Genomic DNA, 19,970 nt, shown 5'->3' with positions numbered 1-19,970 from the left:
GTGTCGTTGGCAGATCGCCTCGCCGGGGCGCAGTTTCGCTACCCCGACTACTACGAGGTGGAGCGGGAGAAGATCCGGGAGTACGCCCGCGCGGTCAAAGCGGTGGATCCGGCCAGCTTCGACCTGCGGGCGGCCGCTGCACAGGGCTATGACGGCCTGGTCGCCTCGCTGACCTTCATCTCGGTTTTCGGGCACAAGGCCATTTCGGCGTTCTTCGAGCACTGTGGTGTCACCACCGACGACGCCCAGATCGTCCAGGTGGACCAGAAGGTGGAATTCCATCGGCCGATCAAAGAAGGCGACCGGCTGTACTGCGACGTGTCGGTGGAGTCGATCCGCCGCGCGCACGGTACCGACATCATCATGACCAAGCAGGTAGTCACCGACGAGGCCGGTGACATCGTGCAGCAGACGTACACGACGCTGGCGGGTCGCGCCGGCGATGGAGATAAGGGATTCACCGATGCCGTTGCGTGAGTTCAGTTCGGTCAAGGTCGGCGATCAGCTGCCCGAGCGGGTCATCCCGCTGTCGCGACAGGACTTGGTCAACTACGCCGGGGTGTCCGGCGACCTCAACCCGATCCACTGGGACGACGAGATCGCCCAGCAGGTGGGCCTGGACACCGCCATCGCCCACGGCATGCTGACCATGGGGCTCGGCGGCGGTTACGTCACCGCCTGGGTGGGCGACCCGGGCGCGGTGACCGAGTACAACGTGCGCTTCACCGCGGTGGTGCCGGTGCCCAACGACGGCAAGGGTGCCGAGATCACCTTCAGCGGCCGGATCAAGTCCGCCGACCCGGAGACCAAGACGGTGACCATCGCGCTCACCGCCACCACCGGCGGAAAGAAGATCTTCGGGCGGGCGGTGGCCTCCGCCAAGCTGGCCTAGAGAGGCGCGGCTATGGCGATCAAGACTGATATCCGGGGCATGATCTGGCGTTACCCCGAGCCGTTCGTGGTGGGCCGCGAGAAGATCCGCGAGTTCGCCCGCTCGGTCAAAGCCGAAGATCCCGCCTGCTTCGATGAGGAGGCCGCGGCCGAACTGGGCTACGACGCGCTGGTGGCACCGCCCACCTTCGTGGCGACGCTGGCCAAGCTCGTGCAGTCCGACTTCTTCCGGCACGTCGACACCGGCTACACCACCATGCAGATGGTGCAGGTCGACCAGGGGTTCACCTACCACAAGCCGATCAAGGCCGGCACCAAGCTGTTCGCCCGGATGGAGATCGCCTCGGTCAACGAGCGGTTCGGGGCTGACATCGTCACCACCCGCAACATCTTGACCGACGAGAACGGCGACGTGGTGCTGGAGGCGTTCACCACGATGATGGGTCACGACGGTGACGATTCGGTCAACCTCCGGTGGGATGCGGAATCCGGTCAGGTCGTCCGAACAGCCTGATTAGTAACTGGCCGTCGTGGCGGGGTACACTCGGACCTCGGGGTTTTCCCAGCATTAGCGCGCTTTCCGTGAGCGAACGGGGGGCGCGCGAATTGTGTGAGCCGGAGACGGCGCACAGGCGAAGCTTCCGAACCCGCAGGTTGGTACGCCAACCGCGAAGGGGCGTAGCTCAACTGGCAGAGCAGCGGTCTCCAAAACCGCAGGTTGCAGGTTCAAGTCCTGTCGCCCCTGCTGACGTGCCATGGTGGACACTGGACACCAGGCGCGGTCCGGCAATGAGGTAAGCGCGAACAACGAAGGAGCATGCGGTGACCGACGAGCTCGACCGTCCCGCAGCCGACGGCGACAGCGATGCCGAATCCGGCCGCAGCAGTCGCACGGCCGTGGCGAACAGGCAGGTCGGCGACCCGCTGCGGCCCACCGGCAAGCGTTCGCGCCGTCGTGCTGCAGGTGACGGCGTCGAAGACGTGGACTCCACCGCCACCGAGCTGGGCGCCGACGACGAGAAGGCCGCCAAGAAAAAGGCCAAGAAGAAGTCCGAGGGGCCCTCGCGCAACCCGTTCGTCTACGTACTCAACTTTCTCAAGCAGGTCGTCGGCGAACTTCGCAAGGTGATCTGGCCGAACCGCAAGCAGATGGTCACCTACACCGCGGTGGTGCTGGCGTTCCTGGTCTTCATGGTGGCGTTGGTCGCCGGGGCTGACTACGGATTCGCCCGGCTGGTGCTGCTGGTGTTCGGCGAGTGAAGTTATAGGAAGGACTGACAACCGTGACTACCTTCGACGGCGATACGCCTGCGGGCGAGCCGGTCGACGTGGCGGCGAGCACCGAGGTTCCCGCTGAGGACTCCGCGGTGCAGGCCACCGAGTCTGACGCCCCAGAATCCGCAGAAACCGCAGAGGCTGCCCAGGACGAGCCGGCCGAGGAACTCGACCCCGCGGCGGCGCTGAAGGCCGAGCTGCGCTCCAAGCCGGGCGACTGGTACGTCATCCACTCCTACGCCGGCTACGAGAACAAGGTGAAGGCCAACCTCGAGACCCGCGTGCAGAACCTGGACGTCGGCGACTACATCTTCCAGGTGGAGGTTCCCACCGAAGAGGTCACCGAGATCAAGAACGGCCAGCGCAAGCAGGTCAACCGCAAGGTGCTGCCGGGCTACATCCTGGTTCGCATGGATCTCACCGACGACTCCTGGTCGGCGGTGCGCAACACCCCGGGCGTGACCGGGTTCGTCGGCGCCACCTCGCGGCCGACCTCGCTGCCGCTGGACGACGTGGTCAAGTTCCTGCTGCCGCAGGGCGGAGCCAAGAAGCAGGCGCGTGGCACGGCCAGTGCCGCGGCCGCCGCCGCCGAGGGCGGTCTGGAGCGGCCCATCATCGAGGTCGACTACGAAGTCGGCGAGTCGGTCACCGTGATGGACGGCCCGTTCGCCACGCTGCCCGCCTCGATCAGCGAGGTCAACGCCGAGCAGCAGAAGCTCAAGGTGCTGGTGTCCATCTTCGGTCGCGAGACACCCGTGGAACTGGCCTTTAACCAGGTCTCAAAGATTTAGTACGCAGGAAAGGAAACACCCTCTCATGGCCCCGAAGAAGAAGGTCGCCGGGCTGATCAAGCTTCAGATCAAGGCAGGCGAGGCCAACCCCGCGCCGCCGGTCGGACCCGCACTTGGTCAGCACGGCGTCAACATCATGGAATTCTGCAAGGCGTACAACGCCGCGACGGAGAGCCAGCGCGGCAACGTCATCCCCGTGGAGATCACCGTCTACGAGGACCGCAGCTTCACGTTTGCGCTCAAGACCCCGCCCGCGGCGCGGATGCTGCTCAAGGCGGCCGGTATCGCCAAGGGTTCGGCCGAGCCGCACAAGACCAAGGTCGCCAAGGTGACCTGGGACCAGGTGCGCGAGATCGCCGAGACCAAGAAGGCCGACCTCAACGCCAACGACATCGAGGCGGGCGCCAAGATCATCGCCGGTACCGCCCGCTCCATGGGCATCACCGTCGAGTAGCAGCAGTACCTCGGCGAATCGACCGAGAAGCAAGTACGTGGGAGGGCCAGCTTCGGCCCGCCAACCACAACCAACCACGAGATTGGATCACCGATGAGCAAGACCAGCAAGGCCTACCGCGCCGCCGCCGAGAAGGTGGACCGCGACAACCTCTACACCCCGCTGCAGGCGGCGAAACTGGCCAAGGAGACGTCGTCGACCAAGCAGGACGCCACCGTCGAGGTGGCCATCCGGCTGGGTGTCGACCCGCGTAAGGCCGACCAGATGGTGCGCGGCACCGTCAACCTGCCGCACGGCACCGGTAAGACCGCGCGCGTGGCGGTCTTCGCAGTCGGCGAGAAGGCCGAGCAGGCCATCGCCGCCGGCGCCGACGTGGTCGGCAGCGACGACCTGATCGAGAAGATCCAGGGCGGGTTCCTCGACTTCGACGCCGCGATCGCCACCCCGGACCAGATGGCCAAGGTGGGCCGGATCGCCCGTGTGCTGGGCCCGCGTGGCCTGATGCCCAACCCCAAGACCGGCACTGTCACCCCCGATGTCGCCAAGGCCGTCGCCGACATCAAGGGCGGCAAGATCAACTTCCGGGTGGACAAGCAGGCCAACCTGCACTTCGTGATCGGCAAGGCGTCCTTCGACGAGAAGAACCTGGCCGAGAACTACGGGGCCGCCCTCGATGAGGTGCTGCGGCTCAAGCCGTCGTCCTCCAAGGGCCGCTACCTCAAGAAGGTCACCATCTCGACCACGACGGGCCCCGGCATCCCGGTGGACCCGACCGTGACCCGCAACTTCGCGGCCGAATAAGACGCACCGAAAAGCCCCCGTCACGCGCTTGCGTGCGGGGGCTTTTCGCTGTGCGCAGGGGGGTTGGGGAAGCCCCACCGAAAAGCCCCCGTCACGCGTCGGCGTGCGGGGGCTTTTCGCGGTGCGCTGGGATCAGGCGGGTTGCTTGACGTAGGTGACCAGACTGACGTCCAGGCTCTCGTCGGTGAAGTAGTACTCGCAGCCGCGCAGGTACTTCATGTAGCGCTGGTAGACCTCTTCGGACTGGATGGCGACCGCCTCGTCGTGGTGGGCCTCCAGCGCGTCGCCCCACATCTTCAGTGTCTTGATGTAGTGCGGTCGCAGCGAAAGTGCTTCGGGCACGGTGAAACCGGCCTTCTCGCCGTGCTCCACCATCATCTTGGTGGTGGGCAGCCGCCCGCCCGGGAAGATCTCGGTCAGGATGAACTTGATGAACCGGGCGGTCTCGAACGTCAGTTTCTTGCCGCGCGCGTTGAGCTCATAGGGGTGGAAGCTCACGCTGCTCTGGATGGCCATCCGCCCGTCGGCCGGCATGATGTCATAACAGTTCTTGAAGAACGCATCGTAGTTCTCGAAACCGAAGTGCTCGAAGGCCTCGATCGACACGATCCGGTCCACCGGCTCGTGGAACTGCTCCCAGCCCTGCAGCAGGACGCGCCGCGACCGGTCGGTGTCGATGGCGTCCAGCAGGCCCTGGGTGTAGGCGCGCTGGTTCTTCGACAGGGTCAGGCCGATCACGTTGACGTCGTACTTCTCGACGGCCCGCTTCATGGTCGCGCCCCAGCCGCAACCGACATCCAGCAGCGTCATACCGGGACGCAGGTCCAGCTTGTCCAGGTTCAGGTCGAGCTTGGCGATCTGAGCCTCCGCCAAGGTGGCATCCGGCGGCTCGAAGTATGCGCAGCTGTAGGTGCGGCTCGGGTCCTGGAACAGTGCGAAGAAATCGTCCGACAGGTCGTAGTGGGCCTGGATATTTTCGAACTTCGGACGCATCTCCGCGGTGTCTGTCGCTTTGTCCACCATGTGTAACTGATTGCCTTCCTGATGAAACCTGCTGTGACCGGACGTGATGTCCGCCACGCCGGTCAACTGTTGAAGCTTAACGGGTCGGGGGGTGAATCCGTTGACGTGAAATGTAGCCAAGCCGGAACCCGCGGCAGGCCAATCCGGGGTTATTTCTGCAGCGTGTACTGGTGGACGCTGGTGTTTCCGTTTTGGAACAGTGCCACACAGCCGTTGAGGTACTTGTCGAAGCGGTCGTAAGCCTCCTGGCCCTGCACCTCGATCGCCCGCTCCTTGTTCGCCGCCAGCATCGCTGCCCAGTCCTGCAGGGTGCGTACGTAGTGCGGCCCGATCTCGTCGTCCCGGGTCACGGTGAAACCGGCGTCGGCGGCGTACTTGCGGGGCAACCACGCCGACGGAAGCTGACCGCCGGGGAAGATCTCCCTCATGATGAACAGGGTGAACTTGGCCAGCGACATGGTCATCGGGATGCCCTTTTCCTGGGCCTCGTCCTGCCCGCTGATCGCGGTGATCGTGTGCAGCAGCATCCGGCCGTCGTCGGGCAGCGCGTTGTAGGCGGTCTCGAAGAAGGCCGACCAGCGGTCGCGGCCGAAGTGCTCGAACGCGCCGATCGACACGATCCGGTCCACCTTGTCGGTGAACTCCTCCCAGCCCTGCAGTCGCACCTCGACGTTGCGGTTCGTCTCCACCTTGGCCAGCCTGTCGATGGCGTACTGGCGCTGCTCACCACTGAGGGTGAGTCCGATGACGTTGACGTCGTACTTCTCCAGCGCGCGCTGCAGGCAGCCCCCCCAGCCGCAGCCCACGTCGAGCAGTGTCATGCCGGGCTCCAGGCCCAGTTTGCCCAGCGCCAGGTCGAACTTGGCGATCTGCGCCTCGTCGCAGGTGGTGTCCTTGTCGGGATAGAACCCGCAGGTGTAGCCCATTGTCGGACCCAGGAACAGCTCGTAGAACTCGTTGGAGATGTCGTAGATCGACTGAAGTTCCTCGTACTTTGGTTCCAATTTCGGCATGGCTGTGTTCACTCGCGATCTGTCTCATGAGGGGGAGGGTGTGGTCAGACTACCGTTGCTGGTCCGTTCGGAGCACTTCGGCGTGGCTTTGACCACTGCCGCGTGGCCGGGCCTGGTTACCGTCCTGCAGCAAATGTGGTGGTCAGCTCGCTGATCAACGGGTCCCAGAGCTCTTCGGGCAGGTCGTGGCCCATACCCTCGAACAAGACCAGGCGTGCCGATTCGATGGTCTCGGCGATCGCGCGTCCTCCCGCCGGGCGCATGAGCTTGTCGGCCAGGCCGTGGATGACCACGGTGGGCGCCGTGATCAGCCGGTCGTAGGCGGCCAGGCTGCCGCTGGCCAGGATGGCCCCGAATTGGCGGGCGATCCCCCACGGGTAGTAGCTGCGCTCGTAGGCCTCGATGATGTTGGCCCGCAGTTTCTCTTCCGGCGTCGGGTAACCGGGGCTGCCGATGATCCGGCTGGCTCGCACCGCATTGTCGATGATCACCTCGCGCGGGGAGTCCGGCGACGGTCCGGTCAGCAGCGCCATCAGCGCCCGCGGCGCCGGCGGCGGCAGGAAACGCCGGTTGTTGCTGGAGAAGATGATGGCCAGCGAACGGGTCCGGGTGGCGAACCGGGCCGCGAACACCTGCGCGATCATGCCCCCCATCGAGGCGCCGACCACATGCGCCTGCTCGATACCCAGGTGGTCCAGCAGGGCGGCGGCGTCGTCGGCCATGTCTTCGAGGGTGTAGGGCGCCGGGCTGGGCTTACCCAGCCAGAACCGGGCCATGCGCGGGACCACCGCGTCACGTCCGCGGTGGTGGTCGAGCTTGCTGGACAGGCCGACGTCGCGGTTGTCGAAGCGGATCACCCGGTGGCCCTGGGCCACCAGCTTCTCGCAGAAGCCGGTGCGCCACAGCAGCAGTTGGGCTCCCAGTCCCATCACCAGCAGCACCGGGGGATCCTCGGGGTTGCCCAAGTCTTCGTAGAAGATCTCCAGATCCCCCGAGCGGGCGCGGCCGCTGCGTATCTCCACGGTCAGACTCCCGGCTCTTCGGTGTGGTCTTTGTGCTCGCGGCTGACATCGACCATGAAGTTGGCGAAGTAGCCGGTCAGCTGCGGATCCGACATCATCTGCCAGCGCGGGGCCAGCAGCTTCATGTACCGCTCCACATAGAGGAACTGCTTGCCGATCAGAACCAGCTCACGCGGCAGCTTGACGTCGTAGGCGTCGGCCAGTGCCCCGAGCTGCCGACCGATCTCGGCGTACGACATGTCGCCCAGCGACTTCATGGTCAGTGGCGTGGCGAACGCCTCGAGGTCTTTGGCGGCCTGACCCTCGGGCTTGACGGTGCCCACCGCACCCATCAGCACCACGATCTTGCCGGCGGCGGCGTGGTCCTTTTTGACCAGCAGCGCATACACCAGCTCGCGCAGCAGCCAGCGGGTGCGCGGGTCGATGCGCCCCATGATGCCGAAGTCCAGGAACACCACCCGGCCCTGGTCGTCGACCAGCAGGTTGCCGGCGTGCAGGTCGCCGTGGAACAGCCCGTGCCGCAGTCCGCCCTCGAAGGTGGAGAACAGCAGTGCCTTGACCAGCTCCACGCCGTCGAATCCGGCCTTGCGGATGGCGGGCGCGTCGTCGATGCGCAGCCCCGACACCCGCTCCATGGTCAGGACCCGCTCGCTGGTGAAGTCCCAGTGCACGTCGGGCACCTTGATGTTGCGGCCCAGGGGAGAGGCGTGCAGATGCGAGACCCAGGTCTGCATCGATTGGCCCTCGATGCGGAAATCCAGTTCCTCGGCCAGGTTGTCGGCGAAATCGGCGACCACATCCCCGGCCGACAGCCGCCGGCCCAGCTTGGCCAGCTCGACCAGCTGCGCGAACCGCTTGAGGATCTGCAGGTCGGCGGCGACCCGGCGGCGGATGCCCGGTCGCTGGATCTTGACCACCACCTCCTCGCCGCTGTGCAGGGTGGCGAAGTGCACCTGGGCGATCGACGCCGATGCGATCGGGGTCTCGTCGAACTTGGCGAACAGCTCCTGCGGCGCGGCGCCCAGTTCTTCGACGAACAACTGGTGGACTTCGGCCGGGTCGGCAGGGGGGACGGCGTCGAGCAGCCCGCGGAACTCCCGCGACAGCGGCTCGCCGAACGCGCCGGGGCTCGAGGCGATGATCTGGCCGAACTTGACGTAGGTGGGACCCAAGTCGGCGAACGTCTGGGGCAGCTCGCGGATCACCTTCTGCTGAATCGGCCCCGGCGAGAGCAGCCGGGTGAAAACACGGGTGGCGGCGCGGGCGAGCTGCCAGCCCGTCACACCGATGCGGGCCGCCTCAACCGGCAACGGCACCCGATCGAGCTGGGCGACCTGGCGGGGTGGGGTCGAACTCATTGCTGCAGTCTGCCAAATCAGCGGCGGAAGTTCTCCGCCAGCGCACTGTGCTACGCCGTGGCGCCCGGTCGCCAGGGGGCCAGCCATGCGGTCGGTTCCCAGCCTTCGAACCCGGCGATCAGTTCGTACATGGTGGCCCCGTCGATGCTTTCCCGGATGATGTCGGCGTGCCCGGCATGCCGCGCCAGCTCGTTGATCACGTGATGGAAGACCCAGCGCACCGTCCACGCGTCGACGTCGGCGGGAAACCACGGTGCGTCACGCGGTACCGGCACCGCGGCGTCGAGGTCGGCGGACTCCAGCAGGCGGAGTGTCTCGGCGTTTTGTGCCGCGAACGCCTCCAGCGCCCCGGAGAGGCTTTCGTCGTGGCGCAGTACGTACTCGTCCTGGTATTCGCGGGCCCTCTCCTCGCCCGTTCGGCTGTCTGCGGCCGGCGCTGCCGGTGCGGCGGCGACGCGGGACATCCAGCTGCGTTGCATCCCGGTGGCGTGCTTGATCAAAGCGCCGATCGACAGGGAACTGGCGGTCGGGGTGGCACGCGCCTGCTCGTCGGTCAGGCCGTAGGCCACCGCGAAGTAGGCGCTTTGGTGATAGGCCACAAATTGGCGCAGCGCGTCGCGTTCGTCGGTCACCGGTGAGGCAAGCCCAGGCATGGTCTAGTCCTTTCGCTCGAGTCGGTGCGTGTACAGGTCACGCAGGCAGGCGATTTCTGCTCCGTGATGGATGGCTTCGCGGTGGATGTGTACGACCAGCTCCGCCATGGTGTGGTCGGCCCACGGCCCCTCCGCCGCGCCGATGGGCCGGTCCAAGGCGGACGCATCGAGGCCGCGCACACCGGCCATCCAGCCTGCGTAGGCGTCATCGAGCTGGCACAGCGCGGTGGCGGCGTCGAGGGCGTAGGTCCAGCTCTGGTAGTCGGCCGGCGGCCCGCCGAAGTGGTGATGGTTGCGCACGGCGAACACGCCGACGATGACGTGCGCCATCCGCCAGGCGATGGTGGTGAAGGGCGCCGGCTCGGGCGCCGGGAAGGCAAAGTCGATGCCGTCACGGCGGACGGTCCAGCAGCCGGCCACCGGCTCCCACAGGTACTCGTCGTCGGTGAGGCCGTCCAGTCTCGGGCGCAGCTGGTTTTTCCAGTGCCAGTCGAGCTGGTCGGCCAGCAAGTCACTCCAGGCGGGCATGACCCGAGCCTGCCAGCCGGGTCCGACATTGAGCCACCCACACCGAATGCGGACGGGCGCCGAAAGGCTCCGCCGGCGGGGCGCGCATCCGTAGCGTTGTGGCATGCGGATCCTCGACGTCGAATCGACCGAGAAGTTCGTCGGGCCCCCCGGGGCGCCCGTGCAGTTGGTCCGCGTCGGCTACCGCGACGCCGCCGTGGGTGCTGCGGTCCGCATCGAGGGAGACGGCCTGGCCGGGGAAGCGACGGCCGAGCCGGGCAGCGGTGTCCTGGAGGTGCCGGTGACGGTCGCCGACCCGACGCCCGGCCAGCAACGGGCCGCGCGGGCCAACGGCATCGCCTTCACCTTCACCGTGGCCGAGCCCGGCTGGACCCTGTTCATGATCGGCCACTTCCACTACGACCCGGTGTGGTGGAACACCCAGGCCAACTACACCAGCGTGTGGACCGAGCACCCGCTCGGGGCGTGCCGGCAGACCAACGGCTTCGACCTGGTGCGCGCCCACCTGGACTGGGCGCGCGAGAACCCCGAGTACAAGTTCGTCCTGGCCGAGGTGGACTACCTCAAGCCCTACTGGGACACCCACCCGCAGGATCGCGCCGAACTGCGCCGGCTGATGGCGCAGGGCCGGGTCGAGGTGATGGGCGGCACGTACAACGAGCCGTCGACGAATCTCACCGACGCCGAGACCACGATTCGCAACCTGGTGGCCGGGATGGGTTTCCAGCGCGACGTCATGGGCGCTGATCCGGTCACGGCCTGGCAGCTGGACGTGTTCGGCCACGATCCCCAGTTCCCCGGGCTGGCCGCCGACGCCGGGCTGACGTCCAGCGCCTGGGCCCGCGGACCGTTTCACCAGTGGGGCCCGATGGCAGACCGCGGCGATCCCCGGCGGATGCAGTTCGCATCCGAGTTCGAATGGATCGCGCCGTCGGGGCGCGGCCTGCTGACCCACTACATGCCCGCGCACTACGCGGCCGGCTGGTGGATGGACGCCAGCGCGTCGCTGGCGGCCGCGCAGGACGACGTCTACGGGCTGTTCGTCGAGATGAAGAAGGTGGCCGCCACCCGCAACGTCCTGTTGCCGGTGGGCACCGATTTCACTCCGCCCAATCGGTGGATCACCCAGATCCACCGGGACTGGAACGCCCGCTACACCTGGCCGAGGTTCATCTGCGCCCTGCCGCGCGAGTTCTTCGCCGCGGTGCGCGCCGACCTGCGCCGGCGCGGGGCCCAACCCTCCCCGCAGACCCGCGACATGAACCCGATCTACACCGGCTGCCACGTGTCCTACATCGACACCAAGCAGGCCAACCGGGCCGCCGAACAGGCGACGCTCGGCGCGGAGCGCTTCGCGGTGTTCGCCGCGGCCCTGACCGGCGCTCCCTATCCGGACGCGGCCCTGGCCAAGGCCTGGGCGCAACTGTGTTACGGCGCCCACCACGACGCGATCACCGGCTCGGAGGCCGACCAGGTCTATCTGGACCTGCTGACCGGCTGGCGGGATGCCTGGCAGCTGGGCACCGACGCCCGCGACCAGGCTCTGGCGGCGCTGTCGGGGCTGGTGGACACCGGTCACGACGGACAGCACGTGGTGGTGTGGAACCCGGTGGCCCGGGACCGGACCGACATCGTCACCGTGCACCTGGCGGAACCGCTGACGGCCGGTGCCCGAGTCATCGACTCCGACGGCGCCGAGCTGCCCGCCCACATCGACCACGGGGGCAGCACGCTGAGCTGGCTGGCACGTGACGTGCCGTCGCTGGGCTGGCGGTCCTACCGGGTGATCCCCGCCCCGGATGCCCGCGGCTGGCGGCCGGTGGCCGGCACCGAGATCGGCAACGAGCACCACCGGCTGGTCGCGGACCCGGCCCGCGGTGGCGGCATTACGTCGTGGCGCCACCGGGGCCGCGAGATGATCGTCGACGGCGGATTGGGCAACCAGCTCGCCGTCTACGACGAATACCCCCGGCACCCACAGTCCGGTGAGGGGCCGTGGCATCTGGTGCCCAGCGGCAACCTGTTCACCTCGGCGGTCGCCACCGCCGTGACCGTGCAGGCCCAGCACGGCCCGCTGGGGCAGCGGCTGGTGGTGTCCGGCCGGATCCGCGACGTGCTGGCCTACACCCAGACACTGACCCTGTGGCACGGGGTGGACCGGGTGGACTGTGCCACGACCGTGCACGAGTTCACCGGGGCCGACCACCTGCTGCGGCTGCGGTGGCCCTGCCCGATCCCCGGCGCCAAGCCCGTCGCCGAGGTGGCAGACGCGGTGATCGGACGCGGCTTCGCCGTCCTGCACGAGCCCAGTGGGCGTTCGGTGGACACGGCACAGCACCCCCGCACCCTGGACACCTCCGCCCACCGGTGGTTCGGCCTGTCGGCGACCGTCCGGATCAACGCCGGCGGCGGCAGCGCAGCGGTGTCGGTGGCCGAAGTCGTCCACCCGGCCGGTTTCGCGTCGCCGCGGGAGTTGATGGTCGCGCTGGTGCGGCGCGGAGTCACCGCCACCTGTTCGCATGCCGAGGGGCCCCGCTACGGCGACCTCGGCGTCGACTCCAACCTGCCCGACGTCCGCATCGTCCTGGGCGGGCCGGACCGCAACGGTTTCACCCGGGCGGTGCTGTCAGACGCCGATCCGGCGTACACCGCCGAGCTGCGCGGCCAGCTCGAGCGGCACGGCCGGGCCAGGGTGTGGGTTCCGGCGCAGACCTCGCTGGCGCGGGCCTGGGTTCCCGGAGCCGACCTGACGCACCCGCGCGCCCTGCCGGTGCTGGTGCTCGCCGCCCGCGACGACGACGGGCTGGCGGCCGAGATCGCCCGGTTGGCCGACGATCTGGCCGACGCCCAGATCGAGGTCGAGCAGGACGTCAGCGCGCAGATGGAGCCCTTCGAGGCGCGCACCGTCGCCCTGATCAACCGGGGCGTGCCCAGTTTCGCCGTCGACACCGCGGGAACCCTGCACACCGCGTTGCTGCGCTCCTGCACCAGCTGGCCGTCGGCGTCGTGGACCGACGGCCCCCGGCGGGCCGCCCCCGACGGCAGCGCCTTCCAGCTGCAGCACTGGACACACACCTTCGACCACGCACTGGTGGCCGGTGACGGCGACTGGCGCGACGCGCAGATCCCGGAGCGCAGCGCGCAGTTCGCCGATCCGCTGCGGGCCGTCCCGGCGGCCGGCGGCGGTGGCCCGCTGCCGGCGAGCGGATCGTTGCTGCGCCTCGGCGACGGCGTGGGCCTGGGTGCGCTCAAGGCGGCGGGAAATCCGCTGGCCCGCGGCAGTGCGGCGCCGGTCGACCCGAGCACCGTCACCCTGCGGCTGGTGGAGACCCACGGGACCGGGGCCGCGGTCGCGGTGCACAGCGACGTGGGCACGCTCACCGTCCTGGGCCGCGCCGATCTCCTGGAACAGCCGCTCGAGCAGCCCGTTCCCGACCGGCTGCACGGCTGCGAGATCGCCACGCTCACCGCGCGCCTGCGCGTCGAGGGCAGCGGTGCGGGCCGTGCGGCCACCGGCCTGGCGCCGGAGGCGGAGGCGGCGCAGCCGCTGTACGCCCGGTACTGGCTGCACAACCGCGGCCCGGCCCCGCTGGGCGGTCTGCCGGCGATCCCGGCGGTGCACCCGCACCGGATCGACGCCGAGCCGGGCACGCAACACACCCTCGAGCTGACCGTGGCCAGCGACTGCGTGGACTCGACGTTGACCGGCGCGGTGACGTGGCAGTGCCCGCCGGGCTGGACCGTCACACCGGACGAACACCGGGTGCACCTGGCGCCCGGGGAGCATCTGCGCGTGCCGGTGCACGTGCGGGTGCCGGCCGGCGCCGGCCCCGGGCTCTACCCGCTGCGGGCGCGACTCGACCTGTCCGGCGAGCTGCCGCCAGCCTGGTCCCAGCCGGTCGAAGACGTGACGGTGGTGCGCGTCGCGGATCCGGGCACCGACCGGCTGCTCTATGTCGACAACCTCGAGGAACTCGCGGTCACCGCGGGGCGGTCTGGACGGCTGACGTTCTCGGTCGGCACCGACGCCCACGCCGACCTGGCGATCGAGGCGCACCTGATCAGTCCCTGGGGCACCTGGGAGTGGGCCGGGCCCCCGGCGGTCGGTGCCGTCGTGCCGGCCCGGGGGCGCGTGGAGCTGGGCTTCGACATCGCTCCGCCGGCGTGGGCCCAGCCGGGCGCCTGGTGGGCGCTGGTCCGGGTCGCCGGGGCGGGTGCGCTGGCCTATACGAACGCTGTGCCGATAGCGGTGCTGGCGCCGAGCCCGGTGACGGTCGGCTGATGGGCGCCACCCTCGCGCTGGACGTCGGCGGAACCAAGATCGCCGTGGGCCTGGTCGATTCCTGCGGGGCGCTGACCTACGCCGCCACCCTGCCCACCCGGGCCGACCAGGGCCCCGAGGTGGTGTGGTCGGTGGTGGCCGAGCTGATCGCCGGCGCCCTCGACGCCGCCGGCGGCCGGGTGGACGCGGTCGGCATCGGCTCGGCCGGGCCCGTCGACGTCGGCGTCGGTACGGTCAGCCCGCTCAATATCGCGGGCTGGCGCGGCTTCGCCCTGCGCGACCGGGTGGCCGCCGCGGTGCCCGGCGTGCCGGTCCGGCTGGGCGGCGACGGGGTCTGCATGGCGCTCGGCGAGTACCGGTACGGCGCCGGGCGCGGCACGCGCTCCATGCTCGGGATGGTGGTGTCGACCGGGGTGGGCGGGGGCCTGGTGCTCGACGGCACCCCCCTGCACGGCCGTACCGGCAATGCGGGGCACGTCGGGCATGTCGTGGTCGACGCGCAGGGCGAGGTGTGCCGCTGTGGCGGGCGCGGATGCGTGGAGACCATCGCGTCCGGCCCGGCGATGGTGCGCTGGGCGCTGAGCAACGGCTGGGTCCCGCAAGCCCCGGTGGCCGACGCCAAGGCGCTGGCCGCGGCTGCGCAAGCCGGTGACCCGGTGGCCGTGCAGGCGTTCTGGCGTGGCACCGACGCGCTGGCGGTGATGATCACCTCGGTGGCGGCGGTGTGCGATCTGGATCTGGTGGTCATCGGTGGGGGAGTCGCCAAGTCCGGGGCCGTGCTGTTCGGGCCGCTGCGGACTGCGCTGGGGCAGCGGGCCCGGCTCGATTTCCTCAGCGGGCTGCAGGTGGTGCCCGCAGAACTCGGCGGCGACGCCGGGCTGGTGGGCGCCGCCGCGCTGGCCTCCTTGGATTGACTCTGCGCCCACCACGACAAAGTGCGAGAAGGCCCCGCGGTGGGCGCAGAGTCAACGAGTGGCTGCGGGGGGCCGTTTTGGCCAAACGGCACTTGAGGGGCTATGGTCAGTGGCGATCCACCGAAGACCGTCGGTCACCGAGCAATCGGTTGAAGGTCCGGGAAGTATCCCGGCGGCCCACGCAGGAGGACGAGGCACCGGCTCAGCCGGCACGTATCTGTGACGCCCCGACCGCATCCTGCGTCGGGGCGTTCGTCATTTCCCGGGTGGGTCACCGAGACAAGTGTCACTGAGACAAGCACCCGAGGAGGTATGCATGGCGCGGGCTGACAAGACCGCCGCCGTCGCGGACATCGTCGAGCAGTTCAACGAGTCGGCCGCCACCCTGATCACCGAGTATCGCGGTCTGACGGTGGCGAACCTGGCGGAGCTGCGGCGATCACTCGCCGGTTCGGCCACCTACACGGTGGCGAAGAACACGCTGGTCAAGCGGGCTGCTGCCGAGGCCGGGCTGGAGGGCCTCGACGAGCTGTTCGCCGGTCCGACGGCGATCGCTTTCGTTCAGGGTGAGCCCGTCGACGCCGCCAAGGCCATCAAGAAGTTCGCCAAGGACCACAAGGCGCTGGTCATCAAGGGCGGCTACATGGACGGTCGGGCACTGACCGTCGCCGAGGTGGAGCGCATCGCCGACCTGGAGTCGCGCGAGGTGCTGCTGGCCAAGATGGCCGGTGCCATGAAGGCCAACCTGTCCAAGGCTGCCGGACTGTTCGCTGCCCCGGCATCGCAGATGGCGCGCCTGGCAGCGGCGCTGCAGGAGAAGAAGCCCGCCGAGGCAGCTCCTGCCGCCGAGGCCCCGGCTGCCGAGGCGCCGGCCGAGGCCGAGGCTCCCGCCGAGGCCGATGCTCCGGCGGAGGCCGCCGAGGCTGCGGCCGAGGCCGAATAACCCCAATCCCAACTTCCCTAACCGGAATCAGAAAGGACCGAAATCATGGCTAAATTGTCCACCGAAGAGCTGCTCGACGTCTTCAAAGAGATGACCCTGCTGGAACTGTCGGAGTTCGTGAAGCAGTTCGAGGAGACCTTCGACGTCACCGCCGCGGCTCCGGTCGCTGTGGCCGCCGTCGCTGGTGGCGCCCCCGCCGCCGCTGAGGCCGGCGAGGAGCAGTCCGAGTTCGACGTCATCCTGGAGTCGGCCGGCGAGAAGAAGATCGGCGTGATCAAGGTGGTCCGCGAGATCGTCTCCGGCCTAGGCCTCAAGGAAGCCAAGGACCTGGTCGACAGCGCCCCCAAGCCGCTCCTGGAGAAGGTCGCCAAGGAGGCCGCCGAGGACGCCAAGGCCAAGCTCGAGGCGGCCGGCGCCAGCGTCACCGTCAAGTAGTAGCGCTACGCAGCAAAGCCCCCGGGCCCGCAAGGGTCCGGGGGCTTTTGCCGTTCAGGCCTGGTGCAGCGCCGCGGCCAGCGACTGCGCCGCCCGCTCGGGCGTATCGCCGAGGACGACCAGCAGACTGACCGTCATCGGACTCAGGATCTGGGTTGCCGCGTAGACCTCGTCGTCCGCCTCGCCGAAGTAGCCGGCCAGTTCCAGCATCATGAAGCCGTGCATCACCGTCCAGAACTGCGCGGCGGCGGCCACCACCGCCGCGTCGGTCTGCTCGGCTGACTCGTTCGGCGCCACCCGCAGGCGGCCGGCCTGTATCGATCGGTGCACGCCCCGGACCAGGTGGGCGAAGCTGGGCACCGCGGCATCGATTTCGGCGGTGCCGAACGCGAGCATGTTGTGGGCGGGCGCGTTGATGCCGTGCGCGCTGGTGCTGCCGAACATGAGCCGGTACAGGTGGGGCCGATCGCGCGCGAACCTGCGGTAGACGATCCCGGTGGCCAGTAGGTCGGCGACGGGATCGTCGGTGGCGGGCAGCGTCAGTGCCTCGTCGAACTGGCGCAGGCCCTCGTCGGTGATCGCGGCGATCAGCTGCGGCATCCCGCCGAAGTGCGTGTAGACCGCCATGGTGGAGGTTCCGGCGGCGGCGGCGATCTTGCGGGTCTGCAGCGCCTCGGGACCGTGTTCGTCGAGCAGGGCGAGGGCCGCGGCCAGCAAGTCCTCGCGCACCGTCCGCTCGGGCTGCGAAGTCACGCTTGCCATCGTCGCACAGGGGGCGTACGGTTCAAATAACACTGAAATAACAATGTTATGGAGGCTTCCATGTCGATCGACACGTCACGCTCGGCGCGGACGCCGAACCCCTATCTCGACGACGTCCTGGCGCCGGTCGACACCGAGCTGACGGTGACCGACCTGCGCGTCACCGGACAGATCCCGGACTACCTCGACGGTCGCTACCTGCGCAACGGGCCCAACCCGGTCGCCGACGTCGATCCGGCGACCTACCACTGGTTCACCGGCGACCCGATGGTGCACGGCGTGGCGTTGAGCGACGGCCGGGCCCGCTGGTACCGCAACCGCTGGGTGCGCACCCCGGCGGTCTGTGCCGCGCTGGGCGAGCCCCTGCCGGGCCGCCTCGACGTGCGGGCCGGGATGCAGTCCGTCGGCCCCAACACCAACGTGCTCGAACACGCCGGCAAGACACTGGCGCTGGTGGAAGGGGGCGTGGCCAGCTACGAGCTGACCGAGGACCTGGACACGGTCGGCACCTGCGACTTCGACGGCACGTTGTACGGGGGCTACACCGCACACCCGCACCGCGACCCGCACACCGGCGAGTTGCACGCCGTGTCCTATTCGTTTGCGCGGGGCAGTTCCGTGCAGTACTCGGTGATCGACACCGCCGGGCGCGTGCGCCGCTCCGTCGACATCGCGGTGACCGGAGCGCCGATGATGCACGACTTCTCGCTGACCGAGAAGTACGTGGTGGTCTATGACCTGCCGGTCACCTTCGATTCGGCCGACGTGCTGCCGGTGCGCATGCCCCGCTGGCTCAAGGCGCCGGCCCGGATGGTGCTGAGCAGCCTGATCGGCAAGGTCCGGCTCCCCAACCCGGTCACCGCGCTGGTCAACCGCGACACCAGGCCCCCGACCGGGATGCCCTACTCATGGAACGCCGACTACCCCGCGCGCATCGGGGTGATGCCGCGCGAGGGCGCGCCGAAGGTGCGCTGGTTCGAGGTGGAGCCCTGCTATGTCTTCCACCCGGTCAACGCCTACACCGAGGTCTCACCGGCCGGACACGAGTTGCTGGTCCTCGACGTGGTGCGCTACACGAAGATGTTCGAGGTCGACCGGCACGGCCCGGGCGACGTGCCGCCCACGCTGGACCGCTGGACCATCGACCTGGACACCGGGGCGGTCAGCACCGAGGCGCGCGACGACCGGCCGCAGGAGTTCCCGCGGATCAACGAGGCGCTGCTGGGCGCCAAACACCGCTTCGGCTACACCATGGGCATCCAGGGCGGCTTCGTCGGCGGCGCGGGGACGCCGATGTCGACCGTGCTCTACAAGCACGACTACCTGAACGGGACGAGCCTGACCGCGCCGCTGGACCCGGCGCTGGTGATCGGCGAGATGTCGTTCGTGCCCCGGCCCGGCGGCCGTGCGGAGGACGACGGCGTGCTGCTCGGAATGGCGCACCATCGGGGCGAGGACGAGGGACAACTGCTGATCCTCGACGCCGCGACCTGTGAGCCGGTGGCCACCGTGCACCTGCCGCAACGGGTTCCGATGGGCTTCCACGGCAACTGGACACCCGTCGACTGAGGCAGACCGCCGATAACGGTCGCACGTGTGCGCTACAGTGGCCCAAGCCACAAGCCAGTCGTGGCACGACCAGACGTTGCGGAAGGACCTCACTAATGGGTGTCGCCATCGAGGTACAGGGGCTTACCAAGTCCTTCGGATCGGCCCGGATTTGGGAAGACGTCTCTATGACCATTCCCGAGGGAGAGGTCAGCGTTCTGCTCGGGCCCTCCGGTACCGGCAAGTCCGTGTTCTTGAAGTCCCTGATCGGCCTGCTGCGCCCCGAGCGCGGGTCGATCACCATCGACGGCACCGACATCCTGCAGTGTTCGGCCAAGGAGCTCTACGAGATCCGCACGCTGTTCGGCGTGTTGTTCCAGGACGGCGCGCTGTTCGGGTCGATGAACATCTACGACAACACCGCCTTCCCGCTGCGTGAGCACACCAAGAAGTCCGAGAAGGAAATCCGTGACATCGTCATGGAGAAGCTCGAGATGGTCGGTATGCCCAACGACGGCTACAAGTTCCCCGGCGAGATCTCCGGTGGTATGCGCAAGCGTGCCGGCCTGGCCCGGGCCCTGGTGCTCGACCCGCAGATCATCCTGTGCGACGAGCCCGACTCCGGCCTGGACCCGGTCCGCACGGCCTACCTGAGCCAGCTGCTGATCGACATCAACGCCCAGATCGACGCCACCATCCTCATCGTCACGCACAACATCAACATCGCGCGCACGGTGCCGGACAACATCGGCATGCTGTTCCGCAAGGAGCTGGTGATGTTCGGGCCCCGCGAGGTGCTGCTGACCTCCGATGAGCCGGTGGTGCGCCAGTTCCTCAACGGCCGGCGTATCGGCCCGATCGGCATGTCCGAGGAGAAAGACCAGGCCACCGCGGCGGCCGAGGAAGCCATGATCGCCGCCGGCCAGAGCGACGGCGGCGTCGAAGAGATCGAGGGCGTGCCGCCCCAGCTCAGCGCGACCCCCGGCCTGCCGGAGCGCAAGGGGGTGGCGCGCCGCCGGGCTCGGGTACGCGAGATCCTGCACACCCTGCCCGCCAACGCCCAGGCAGCCATCCGCGACGAACTCGACGGCACCCACAAGTACGCCGTGCACGAGTTCCCGGCGGACGAAGACGCTCCCACTGCGTCCATCCCGACCCCGCCTGGCTGAGTCCGGCCAGGCTCGCCGACCGCAGCTCTTGACGGACGGACCGCGACGGTCCAATCTGTTCACCAGCACACATGCGGAGAGTCCGGCGGAGGCCAGCCAGCACCGATA

20 protein-coding genes and 1 tRNA gene are annotated in these 19,970 nt (G+C 68.7%); 14 read left to right on the top strand and 7 right to left on the bottom strand.

Annotated features, from left to right (window positions below; genetic code table 11):
* From hadA to rplA, 8 genes are all read left to right on the top strand, one after another.
* Positions 1-477 carry a (3R)-hydroxyacyl-ACP dehydratase subunit HadA gene (gene hadA / locus AWC02_RS05350; protein WP_085127743.1) on the top strand — a complete coding sequence of 159 codons (477 nt, stop codon included), beginning with the start codon at positions 1-3 and terminating at the stop codon, positions 475-477.
* Positions 464-892 (top strand): (3R)-hydroxyacyl-ACP dehydratase subunit HadB, encoded by a 429-nt coding sequence (gene hadB / locus AWC02_RS05345; RefSeq protein WP_085127742.1) that lies wholly within the window; start codon positions 464-466, stop codon positions 890-892. The genes hadA and hadB overlap by 14 nt, the downstream gene beginning before the upstream one ends.
* 12 nt (positions 893-904) lie before the next feature.
* Positions 905-1,405, top strand: coding sequence for a (3R)-hydroxyacyl-ACP dehydratase subunit HadC (hadC, locus tag AWC02_RS05340; protein WP_085127741.1), 501 nt, complete (start codon positions 905-907; stop codon positions 1,403-1,405).
* A 158-nt stretch (positions 1,406-1,563) separates the two neighbouring features.
* Positions 1,564-1,636, top strand: a tRNA-Trp gene (locus AWC02_RS05335).
* A gap of 77 nt (positions 1,637-1,713) precedes the next feature.
* Positions 1,714-2,151 (top strand): preprotein translocase subunit SecE, encoded by a 438-nt coding sequence (secE, locus tag AWC02_RS05330; RefSeq protein ID WP_085127740.1) that lies wholly within the window; start codon positions 1,714-1,716, stop codon positions 2,149-2,151.
* Positions 2,152-2,174: 23 nt separating this feature from the next.
* Positions 2,175-2,957 (top strand): transcription termination/antitermination protein NusG, encoded by a 783-nt coding sequence (nusG, locus tag AWC02_RS05325; RefSeq protein ID WP_085127739.1) that lies wholly within the window; start codon positions 2,175-2,177, stop codon positions 2,955-2,957.
* A 25-nt stretch (positions 2,958-2,982) separates the two neighbouring features.
* The gene (gene rplK / locus AWC02_RS05320; protein WP_024440984.1) at positions 2,983-3,411 is read left to right on the top strand and encodes a 50S ribosomal protein L11; all 429 of its coding nucleotides are present in this window, start codon (positions 2,983-2,985) and stop codon (positions 3,409-3,411) included.
* Between the two features lie 93 nt (positions 3,412-3,504).
* Entirely contained in the window at positions 3,505-4,212 is a 708-nt protein-coding gene (gene rplA / locus AWC02_RS05315) for a 50S ribosomal protein L1 (RefSeq protein ID WP_085127738.1), read from the top strand.
* 132 nt (positions 4,213-4,344) lie between these two features.
* Here rplA and AWC02_RS05310 read toward each other — a convergent pair whose 3' ends face one another.
* The 6 genes from AWC02_RS05310 to AWC02_RS05285 all read right to left on the bottom strand — a co-directional run bounded on the left by AWC02_RS05310 (position 4,345) and on the right by AWC02_RS05285 (position 9,809).
* Positions 4,345-5,235, bottom strand: a complete 891-nt coding sequence (locus AWC02_RS05310) for a cyclopropane mycolic acid synthase family methyltransferase (RefSeq protein ID WP_085127763.1) — start codon at positions 5,233-5,235, stop codon at positions 4,345-4,347.
* 149 nt (positions 5,236-5,384) lie between these two features.
* Positions 5,385-6,248: a cyclopropane mycolic acid synthase family methyltransferase gene (locus AWC02_RS05305; RefSeq protein WP_085127762.1), complete on the bottom strand. Its 864-nt coding sequence runs from the start codon at positions 6,246-6,248 to the stop codon at positions 5,385-5,387.
* A 116-nt stretch (positions 6,249-6,364) separates the two neighbouring features.
* Complete coding sequence (locus tag AWC02_RS05300; RefSeq protein WP_085127737.1) at positions 6,365-7,270, bottom strand: alpha/beta fold hydrolase; 906 nt, start codon at positions 7,268-7,270, stop codon at positions 6,365-6,367.
* A 2-nt stretch (positions 7,271-7,272) separates the two neighbouring features.
* Positions 7,273-8,628 (bottom strand): ABC1 kinase family protein, encoded by a 1,356-nt coding sequence (locus tag AWC02_RS05295; RefSeq protein WP_085127736.1) that lies wholly within the window; start codon positions 8,626-8,628, stop codon positions 7,273-7,275.
* Between the two features lie 50 nt (positions 8,629-8,678).
* Positions 8,679-9,281 carry a DinB family protein gene (locus tag AWC02_RS05290; RefSeq protein ID WP_085127735.1) on the bottom strand — a complete coding sequence of 201 codons (603 nt, stop codon included), beginning with the start codon at positions 9,279-9,281 and terminating at the stop codon, positions 8,679-8,681.
* Positions 9,282-9,284: 3 nt separating this feature from the next.
* Entirely contained in the window at positions 9,285-9,809 is a 525-nt protein-coding gene (locus tag AWC02_RS05285; RefSeq protein ID WP_085127734.1) for a DinB family protein, read from the bottom strand.
* Between the two features lie 103 nt (positions 9,810-9,912).
* Here AWC02_RS05285 and AWC02_RS05280 point away from each other — a divergent pair, with 103 nt between their 5' ends.
* From AWC02_RS05280 to rplL, 4 genes are all read left to right on the top strand, one after another.
* Entirely contained in the window at positions 9,913-14,091 is a 4,179-nt protein-coding gene (locus AWC02_RS05280; RefSeq protein WP_085127733.1) for a glycoside hydrolase family 38 N-terminal domain-containing protein, read from the top strand.
* Positions 14,091-15,005, top strand: coding sequence for an ROK family protein (locus tag AWC02_RS05275; protein ID WP_085127732.1), 915 nt, complete (start codon positions 14,091-14,093; stop codon positions 15,003-15,005). Before AWC02_RS05280 ends, AWC02_RS05275 begins: the two co-directional genes overlap by 1 nt.
* A 316-nt stretch (positions 15,006-15,321) precedes the next feature.
* Complete coding sequence (rplJ, locus tag AWC02_RS05270) at positions 15,322-15,948, top strand: 50S ribosomal protein L10 (protein ID WP_085127731.1); 627 nt, start codon at positions 15,322-15,324, stop codon at positions 15,946-15,948.
* Positions 15,949-15,993: 45 nt separating this feature from the next.
* Positions 15,994-16,383, top strand: coding sequence for a 50S ribosomal protein L7/L12 (gene rplL / locus AWC02_RS05265; RefSeq protein WP_046316910.1), 390 nt, complete (start codon positions 15,994-15,996; stop codon positions 16,381-16,383).
* Positions 16,384-16,437: 54 nt separating this feature from the next.
* On the opposite strand, the gene AWC02_RS05260 is transcribed toward rplL, so the two are convergent.
* The gene (locus AWC02_RS05260; protein ID WP_085127730.1) at positions 16,438-17,145 is read right to left on the bottom strand and encodes a TetR/AcrR family transcriptional regulator; all 708 of its coding nucleotides are present in this window, start codon (positions 17,143-17,145) and stop codon (positions 16,438-16,440) included.
* Between the two features lie 60 nt (positions 17,146-17,205).
* Between AWC02_RS05260 and AWC02_RS05255 the strand changes: the two genes are divergently transcribed.
* Both AWC02_RS05255 and AWC02_RS05250 read left to right on the top strand, forming a co-directional pair.
* Positions 17,206-18,714 (top strand): carotenoid oxygenase family protein, encoded by a 1,509-nt coding sequence (locus tag AWC02_RS05255; protein WP_419179202.1) that lies wholly within the window; start codon positions 17,206-17,208, stop codon positions 18,712-18,714.
* Between the two features lie 95 nt (positions 18,715-18,809).
* On the top strand, positions 18,810-19,862 hold the full coding sequence (locus AWC02_RS05250; protein WP_085127729.1) for an ABC transporter ATP-binding protein: 1,053 nt from the start codon (positions 18,810-18,812) through the stop codon (positions 19,860-19,862).
* The last annotated feature ends 108 nt before the right edge of the window (positions 19,863-19,970 follow it).

The sequence above is a fragment of the Mycolicibacter engbaekii genome (assembly GCF_002101585.1).
In the GTDB taxonomy this organism is placed as follows: Bacteria; Actinomycetota; Actinomycetes; order Mycobacteriales; family Mycobacteriaceae; genus Mycobacterium; species Mycobacterium engbaekii.
Note: the sequence above shows the minus strand (reverse complement) of the source record. Positions and strands in the feature narration are given on the sequence as shown.